Here is an 8,151-nt window from a genome sequence, read left to right as displayed (position 1 = left end):
TTCTCAAGGAACGGACGCTTCCTTTGTACTCACCCTCTCGGGCTTTCCTCCGGGCGCTTCCCTTCGTGTCTCCGACTCTATCAGATCCTTTTCTCGACCTGATCCCCAGTCAGCGGGGTTTGTCTTCCCGGCTGTTCGGCCCTTCCGACGTTTCAAACCTTAGCGGATGCTCTCGGCGATTCCCAATCGGGGGGCCGAGTCCACAAGCGAATTGAATTCGGGCACGCCGAAATCAACCCGTCCGGGAGATCGTGCTGATGGTTTGGGTTGCCGCTTACGCGGCGGGAGGTGCTGTCGCAGAACCGTTACGGCTCCGCGGCAACCCGGAGAACATTACGGATCGGGCAGGGGGCTGTCAAGCGCTGCCTGTCAAGATCTTTTACGGCGGGTCTCAGTCCAGGTCGCTGAGGCGGCCCCCAGCGTCCGGCTGGGCGTGCTCCACCCGGCGCAGGAGGCGGGTGAGGACATCGCCGAGGGCCGTGCGCTCGACGTGGGTGAGGTCCTGGAGGAGGTCCTCCTCGAAACCGGAGGCGAGGCGCATGGCCTCCAGCCACTTCGCGCGGCCCTCGGGCGTCAGCTCGACGATGACCCGGACCCGGTTGGACTCGTCGCGCTCCCGGGTGACCAGGCCCTCGCCCACCATGCGGTCGATCCGGTGGGTCATCGCGGCCGGCGTGAGGCCGAGGCGCTTGGCGAGGTCACTCGGGCCGAGACGGTACGGGCTGCCGGACAGGACGAGGGCCTTGAGGACCTCCCAGTCGGTGTTGCCGATACCGAGGGCCGAGGTCTGGCGGCCGTAGGCGACGTTCATCCGGCGGTTGAGGCGGGACAGGGCCGAGACGATCTTCTCCACCTGGGGGTCGAGGTCCTGGAACTCGCGCTGGTAGGCGGCGATCTGTTCGTCGAGGGTCGGCTCGTGGTCGCCGGGGCTGTCGGCCATGGCCGCAGTATCGCATGGGATCGCTTGGCTTTGAAGTCCTTCTCTGTGTAGTCTTTAGCTTTGAAATTTATCTTCGAAGTCTTTGGTTCTCATGTCCGGGGCCGACTTCCCGACTACTTGAGAGAGGGTGAACGTGACCAGGGCAATGGGCGCCGCGATGCGCCGGATCCACGTGGGCAACGCACTCAGCGCGTTCGGACTCGGTTTCACCGTCCCCTACCTGTACGTCTATGTGGCGCAGGTCAGAGGGCTCGGTGCCACGACGGCGGGGATGGTGCTCGCCGTCTTCGCGGTGGCCGCGCTCGTCGTCCTGCCGTTCGCCGGGCGGGCCATCGTCCGGCGGGGGCCGCTGCCGGTGCTGCTCGTCGCTCTGGTCACCGCGGCGGTCGGGGCACTGAGTCTGGGGCTGGCGGCGAACGCTCCGGCGGTGCTGCTGTCGGCGGCGGCGCTGGGGGCCGGGCAGGCCGTGATGCAGCCGGCGCTGGCCACGATGATCGTGGATGTGTCGGTCGCGGAGACCCGGTCGCGGGCGTTCGCGACGCAGTTCTTCCTCCAGAACCTGGGGCTGGGCGTCGGTGGGCTCATCGGCGGGCATCTCGTGGACGCGACGCGTGTGTCGTCGTTCACGCTGCTGTTCTCGATCGAGGCGGCGATGTTCCTGGTGCTGGTCGCGGTGATGGCGTCGGTGCGGATGCCGCGGGCCGCGCGGGTGCCGGGGGCGGCGGCGGTGTCGGCGAAGGGCGGCTGGAGACAACTGCTCGGGAACCGGGCGATGGTGCAGCTGAGCGTGCTGGGCTTCGTCCTGTTCTTCGCCTGCTACGGACAGTTCGAGTCCGGGCTCGCCGCGTACGGGGTGGAGGCCGCCGGGATCTCCACGTCGGCGCTGGGGACGGCGCTGGCGGCGAACACGGCGGTGATCGTGGTGGCGCAGTTCGTGGTGCTGAGGTTCGTGGAGCGGCGTCGGCGGTCCCGGGTGATCGCGGCTGTCGGGCTGATCTGGGCGGTGGCCTGGATCGCGGCGGCGTACGCGGGGCTGGGGGGCGGGAGCCAGGCGATGGCGACCGCGGCCTTCGTCTCCACCTACGCGCTGTTCGGGCTGGGCGAGGCGATGCTGTCGCCGACGGTGGCCCCGCTGGTGGCGGATCTGGCGCCGGAGGGGCTGGCCGGGCAGTACAACTCGGCGTTCGCGCTGGTCAAGCAGTTGGCGCTGGCGCTCGGGCCGGCGATCGGCGGGCCCATGGGGGCGGCGCTGCACGGGCCGTATGTGGTGACGTTCTTCTTGTTCTCGCTGGGGATCAGTGTGCTGGCGGTGCGGCTCGGGCGGCGGTTGACGGTGGAGCAGGACCAGCCGTGGCTGGCGCGGAGCCAGGTGGTGCGGCGGGGCGGGGCCGTCGAGGCGGTTCCGGAGGCGGCGGGGGTGCGGGCCGGGGCGTGAGGTCCGGCCCGGCCCGCGCTGCGGCGCGTCAGCCCACCGGGAGGGCGAACTCGCACCACACCGCCTTGCCGCCGCCCGGGGTGCGGCGGCTGCCCCAGTTGGTGGCGATGGTCGCGACGATGGCGATGCCGCGGCCGGACTCGTCGCCCGGTTCGGCGCGGCGGCGGCGCGGGAGGTGGTCGTCGCCGTCGGTGACCTCGACGATCAGGCGGCGGTCGGTGCGGCGGAGTCTCAGCCGCATCGGCGGGATGCCGTGCTGGAGGGAGTTGGCGACGAGTTCGCTGGCCGCGAGGACTCCGGCGTCGTGCAGCTCGATCGGGAAGCGCCAGCTGGTCAGGACGCCGGAGGCGAAGGCGCGGGCGCGCGGGGCCGCCTCCACACCGCCCAGCAGTTCGAGGGCGGCGTTGCGGAAGAGGTCGCCGTCGGGGCCGTTGCGGGCCGGGTGCTGGAGGACCAGGACGGCGACATCGTCGTCGTGGTCGGCGGTGACGCCGGCCGAGCGCAGCAGGCGGTCGCAGATGACCTGGGGGGTGCCGGTGGCACCGGCGAGGGCGCGCTCCAGCGCCTCGATGCCCTCGTCCAGGTCGGCGTCCCGGCGTTCCACCAGGCCGTCGGTGTAGAGGACGGCGGTGGAGCCGGGGCCGAGCGGGATCGTGCCGGAGGAGTGCATCCAGCCGCCGGTGCCGAGCGGCGGGCCGGTGGGTTCGTCGGCCCGGAGCACCGCGCCCGACTCGTCGCGGACCAGGATCGGGAGATGCCCGGCCGAGGCGTACACCAGCCGGCCCTCGTTGGGGTCGTGGATGGCATAGACGCAGGTGGCGATCTGGTTGGCGTCGATCTCGGCGGCCAGGCCGTCCAGGAGCTGGAGCACCTCGTGCGGGGGCAGGTCCAGGCGGGCGTAGGCCCTGACCGCCGTGCGCAGCTGGCCCATGATCGCGGCGGCGCGGACGCCCCGGCCCATGACATCGCCGATGACCAGGGCGGTACGGCCGCCGCCGAGGGTGATGACGTCGTACCAGTCGCCGCCGACCGCGGCCTCGGTGCCGCCGGGCTGGTAGGTGGCGGCGATGCGGAGGTCGTCGGGCTGTTCGAGTTCCTGGGGGAGCAGGGAGCGCTGGAGGGTGACGGCGGTCTCGCGCTGGCGGCGCTCGGCGGCGCGCAGGCGTTCGGCGGCCTCGGCGTGGTCGGTGACATCGGTGGCGAAGACCAGGACGCCCTCCTCGCCGCCGTCGTCCTGGCCGACCGGGGTGCAGCAGAAGGTGTAGCAGCGGCCGTCGGGGGCCTTGCGGGACTTGACGGTACGGGGCTTCTTGCTGCGCAGGACCTGGTCGAGGAGCGGGAGGAGGCCGAGCTCGCGCAGCTCGGGCAGGGCGTCACCGGCCGGGTGGCCGAGGGCGCGGGTGCCGAAGGCGGTGGCGTAGGCGTCGTTGACGTAGCCGAGGCGGTGGTCGGGGCCGTGGACGAGGGCGACGAGGGCGGGGACGCGGTCCAGGACATCGCGTACCGGGAGGTCGTCGACGGCGGGGGCGGCGGCGAGGAGGTCGTCGGTGAGCTGCTCGGCGCGGGCGGCGGGGACCGAGCCGGTGCCCTCACGTCCCTCGCGGGTGGCTCTCGGCTCGGGGGTCTCTCTGCCGTCGGGGGCGCGGTCCTGGGGTGCGGCGTGCTCGGCGCGCGCTGCGGCGCGGCGCTGTGTTCCGGGGAGCCGGGCGCTCCAGCGCGTGAAGTTCACGAATCCTTGCCTCGTGTTAGTCGTCGGCGGCCGGCTCCGGTTCCGGCCCGTGTCCCCGGTGGTCGCGCGGCGGTGGCCGCGCCGTGTCCGGGCCTGTGGGATCCGGGCTGGTGGGAGATGCCTCACTGGGGAAACAGCCTCGTGGGTGTCGGGCGGGGTGGCGGCCCGCCCGGGACCGGTGAGCGGTCGGGTGGAGCCGGTCCGGGGAGCCGGTCCGGTGGAACCGGTCCGGGGGACCAGTCTGGCAGTGTGGCCGACCGGTCGACATCCGTCAGACGCCGGGGTGTGGCGCGAAGTTCCGGTGACCGGTCAGTTCGACCCCTTCGGGTCGTCCGTGGGGTCGTCCACAGCCTTTCCACCGGCCGCGAGTTCGAACTCCGCCCGGGGATGTTCGAGCGAGCCGAGGGAGACGATCTCCCGCTTGAAGAGTCCGGCCAGGGTCCATTCGGCCAGGACACGGGCCTTGCGGTTGAAGGTCGGTACGCGGCTGAGGTGGTAGGTGCGGTGCATGAACCAGGCGGGCCAGCCCTTCAGGCGGCGGCCGTAGATCTGGGCGACGCCCTTGTGCAGACCGAGGGAGGCGACGGAGCCGGCGTACCGGTGGGCGTAGGTCTCCAGGGGCTCGCCGCGCAGGGTGTGGACGAGGTTGTCGCCCAGGACCCTGGCCTGGCGCACGGCGTGCTGGGCGTTGGGGGCGCACAGGGTGCCCGGTTCCTCGGCGGTGATGTCGGGGACGGCGGCGGCGTCACCGGCGGCCCAGGCGTGCGCGGTGCCCTCGACGGCCAGTTCGGCGGTGCAGCGCAGCCGGCCGCGGTCGGTGAGGGGGAGGTCGGTGGCGGCGAGCAGCGGGTGCGGTCTGACCCCGGCGGTCCAGACGACCGTACGGGTCGGGAAGCGCTGTCCGTCGCTGAGGACGGCGACGCGGTCGGCGCACGACTCCAGGCGGGTCTCCAGGAGCACCTGGATGTTGCGGCGGCGCAGTTCGGCGACGGTGTAGCGGCCCATGTCGGGGCCGACCTCGGGCAGGATCCGGTCGGTGGCCTCGACCAGGATCCACTTCATGTCCTCGGGCTTGACGTTGTGGTAGTACCGCGCGGTGTAGCGGGCCATGTCCTCCAGCTCGCCGAGCGCCTCGACGCCCGCGTAGCCGCCGCCGACGAAGACGAAGGTCAGGGCGGCGTCCCGGATCGCGGGGTCGCGGGTGGAGGAGGCGATGTCCATCTGCTCGATGACATGGTTGCGCAGGCCGATGGCCTCTTCGACGGTCTTGAATCCGATGCCGTGCTCGGCGAGGCCCGGGATGGGCAGGGTCCGGGCGATCGAACCGGGCGCGAGGACGATCTCGTCGTACGGCAGCAGGCGGGGGCCGGTGCCCTCCTCCTCGGTGGCGAGGGTGGTGAGGGTGGCGGTGCGCTTGCTGTGGTCGACGGCGGCGACCTCGCCGACGACGATCCGGCAGCCGGGGAGCACCCGGCGCAGCGGGACGACGACATGGCGGGGCGAGATCGAGCCCGCCGCGGCCTCGGGAAGGAAGGGCTGGTAGGTCATGTACGGGTCGGGTGTGACCACGGTGATCTCGGCCTCGCCCCGCCTGAGTTCCGGTTTCAGCCGCCGCTTCAGGCGCAGGGCCGTGTACATCCCGACGTAGCCGCCGCCGACAACGAGAATGCGCGCACGTTCCTTCACCATCCCATGACGCACCGGGCACGGCCGTTTGTCCACAGCCCCGGCAATTTGTGTGACCGGAGGCCGGACCTGCCCCAGGTTGGCCGGATTGCCGGAGTGCAGGGGCGGATACGCAGGTCAGTGGGGGTGCGCGGGGTGGGGGAAGCGGGCGTAACCGGGACGTTTGCGGCCCGTGGTCCGATCGGGGGGCGCTCCGTGCGGAACCTGCCCCTTCTGTATTGACTCCCGCTCAACTATGTTCGTGTGTCGACGGGGTGTAAGGGGGATGTGCCCACGGGTCCGGGAGGTCCGGGGTCCGTCAGGATCTCGCCACTTGGGCCGAAGTGGGGGGTCGTTCGCCGCGCTCCGGTATCCAATGGCGGGGAGCGTCTCCGGGGGGAGACGTCGTTTACCGGGGGAAATCATATGCATGTTCAGGACTCTCATTGGTCATCCGCGTCGGCCATCGCACCGACGGGACCGGCAGGACCGGCAGGATCCGTGGGTACGGCGGGACCGGCGGGCTCGATGGGCCCCTCGGGGTCGCTCGGCTCCCTGGGTCCGCTGGGTTCCGCGGCGGGCGGCGGGCGGGGCGACGAGCCGCGCTCCACACCGCTGCGGGTGGACGCACAGCGCAATCTGGAGCACGTGCTGCGGGCCGCGCGCGAGGTCTTCGGCGAGCTGGGGTACGGCGCGCCGATGGAGGACGTGGCGCGGCGCGCCCGGGTCGGGGTCGGCACGGTCTACCGGCGGTTCCCGAGCAAGGACGTCCTGGTCCGGCGGATAGCCGAGGAGGAGACCTCCCGGCTCACCGACCAGGCCCGTGCGGCGCTCGGGCAGGAGGAGGAGCCGTGGTCGGCCCTGTCCCGCTTCCTGCGGACATCGGTCGCCTCGGGCGCGGGGCGGCTGCTGCCGCCGCAGGTCCTGCGGGTCGGCGTCCCCGAGGACGACGGGGCGGACGAGGCGCGGGTACCGGCCCAGCGGGTGCAGCCGGGGGCGGGGGAGCTTCGGTTGGTGGGGGAGGAGTCGGGAGGGGCTTCGGTTGGAGGGGCGTCCCTGGGTGGGGGGTCCCTGACCGGGGGTTCGTCCCTGGCCGGGGGGTCGTCGGTCGGAGGGGCGTCGGTCGGAGGGGCGTCGGTCGCGGGGTCGCTCGGTGGTGGGGTGCTGGCCGGGGGTGCGCTTTCCGATGGGTCTCCGGTGGGGGGTTCGCTCGGTGGCGGGGCGTCGGCCGGGGGGTCTGTGCCGGGTGGGGTCTCGGGATCGGTGCCGGGCTCGGGTTCGGGTTCGGGGTCGGTCGTGGACGACACGGGGGCGGCAGCGCTGCTCGAAGTCGTCGGCCAGTTGGTCGACCGGGCGCGCGCGGCGGGCGAGCTGCGGCCGGACGTCTCCGTCTCCGATGTCCTGCTGGTCATCGCCACGGCGGCACCGTCCCTGCCGGATGCCGCGCAGCAGGCGGCGGCGTCGGCTCGGCTGCTGGACATCCTGCTGGAGGGGCTTCGGTCCCGGCCCGCGTGAGCGTGGGGGGGCCGGCTGAGGGGTGGTGGGGAGGGGTGCGGGGCGTTTCGTACCGCTGATGGGTCGGGGGCGGTTTCCGCGCTTGGGCCATGCGGGGGCGGGGCGCTGCTTTCGGGGGTGCGGCCATGCGGGGCGGCGCTCTGCTCTCGGGGTACGGCCATGCGGAGGCGGCGCCCTGTTCTCGGGGGTGCCGGGGTACTCCCTTCGGGGGAGGAACTGCGCGGTCAGTCCCCACCCGCACGCCCGCGCCCCTCTCCGCGCTCCCCGCGCACAGTTGGCTGGAATTCGGGTGCCTCCTTGACGTGTTCGAGGGCGGTTGTGGGGTGCGGGTGTTCGTACGCTCGTGCCCCTTCCGTCGTTTCGGGCATTTCCGGCGAGGGTCTCAACTCCCTTGAAATCTATGATTGTTGAGACTTCCCCCAGGTGGCGAGGTCCCATACGGGCGGCTCCGCAAGTCCCCTCGGACGAGTGGATGGTCACGAGCGCGGGTTACTGACGAAAAGTCGGTGTGGCACTCTGACCCGGTGTTCGGGACTGGTTGGGCAGGCGGCGGGGGCTTTCCGCGATGAGCGTTGACGGGCGCGACGAGTCACTCGGTGACGGCGACGCGGGCACCGGCGGCGGAACCACTCCGCAGGTCCCCAGCCAGGGAAGCCGGGCCGCGGGCAACGGGCCGGGCGCGGGTCCCGCCGGGGGGTCTACGCGGGGGCCGGCCGCTGGACCCGCCGGGGGGCCCGTCGCTGGACCCGCCACTGGACCCGCCGGGGGACCCGTCGCTGGACCCGCCGGGGGGCCTACCGAGGGGCCTACCGGGGGAGGGGCCGTTGGGCCCGCCAGGGGACAGGGCCCGGGACCTGCGGCAAGGTC

5 protein-coding genes are annotated in these 8,151 nt (G+C 72.5%); 2 read left to right on the top strand and 3 right to left on the bottom strand.

Going from position 1 to position 8,151, the window contains the following annotated elements; translation table 11 throughout:
- Positions 1-391: 391 nt before the first annotated feature.
- Positions 392-940 (bottom strand): MarR family transcriptional regulator, encoded by a 549-nt coding sequence (locus ABZX40_RS36430; RefSeq protein WP_355748585.1) that lies wholly within the window; start codon positions 938-940, stop codon positions 392-394.
- Between the two features lie 133 nt (positions 941-1,073).
- Between ABZX40_RS36430 and ABZX40_RS36425 the strand changes: the two genes are divergently transcribed.
- Complete coding sequence (locus tag ABZX40_RS36425; protein ID WP_355748588.1) at positions 1,074-2,375, top strand: MFS transporter; 1,302 nt, start codon at positions 1,074-1,076, stop codon at positions 2,373-2,375.
- 28 nt (positions 2,376-2,403) lie between these two features.
- Here the strand turns inward: ABZX40_RS36425 and ABZX40_RS36420 are convergent, their stop codons facing one another.
- Both ABZX40_RS36420 and ABZX40_RS36415 read right to left on the bottom strand, forming a co-directional pair.
- A complete protein-coding gene (locus ABZX40_RS36420; RefSeq protein ID WP_355748591.1) occupies positions 2,404-4,104 on the bottom strand; it encodes a SpoIIE family protein phosphatase in 1,701 nt (566 codons plus the stop codon).
- A gap of 309 nt (positions 4,105-4,413) precedes the next feature.
- Positions 4,414-5,793, bottom strand: coding sequence for an FAD-dependent oxidoreductase (locus ABZX40_RS36415; protein ID WP_355748594.1), 1,380 nt, complete (start codon positions 5,791-5,793; stop codon positions 4,414-4,416).
- 402 nt (positions 5,794-6,195) lie between these two features.
- On the opposite strand from ABZX40_RS36415, the gene ABZX40_RS36410 reads away from it, so the two are divergent.
- Entirely contained in the window at positions 6,196-7,284 is a 1,089-nt protein-coding gene (locus ABZX40_RS36410) for a TetR family transcriptional regulator (RefSeq protein WP_355748597.1), read from the top strand.
- The last annotated feature ends 867 nt before the right edge of the window (positions 7,285-8,151 follow it).

It is taken from the genome of Streptomyces sp. NPDC004610, from assembly GCF_040609715.1.
Lineage (GTDB): Bacteria > Actinomycetota > Actinomycetes > Streptomycetales > Streptomycetaceae > Streptomyces.
This window is presented reverse-complemented; position numbering and strand designations above follow the sequence as displayed.

Bases quoted from the DNA above. Each gene is read 5' to 3' on its own strand.
- ABZX40_RS36430 (WP_355748585.1), bottom strand. From the start codon at position 940: ATGGCCGACAGCCCCGGCGACCACGAGCCGACCCTCGACGAACAGATC.
- ABZX40_RS36410 (WP_355748597.1), top strand. From the start codon at position 6,196: ATGCATGTTCAGGACTCTCATTGGTCATCCGCGTCGGCCATCGCACCG.
- ABZX40_RS36415 (WP_355748594.1), bottom strand. From the start codon at position 5,793: ATGGTGAAGGAACGTGCGCGCATTCTCGTTGTCGGCGGCGGCTACGTC.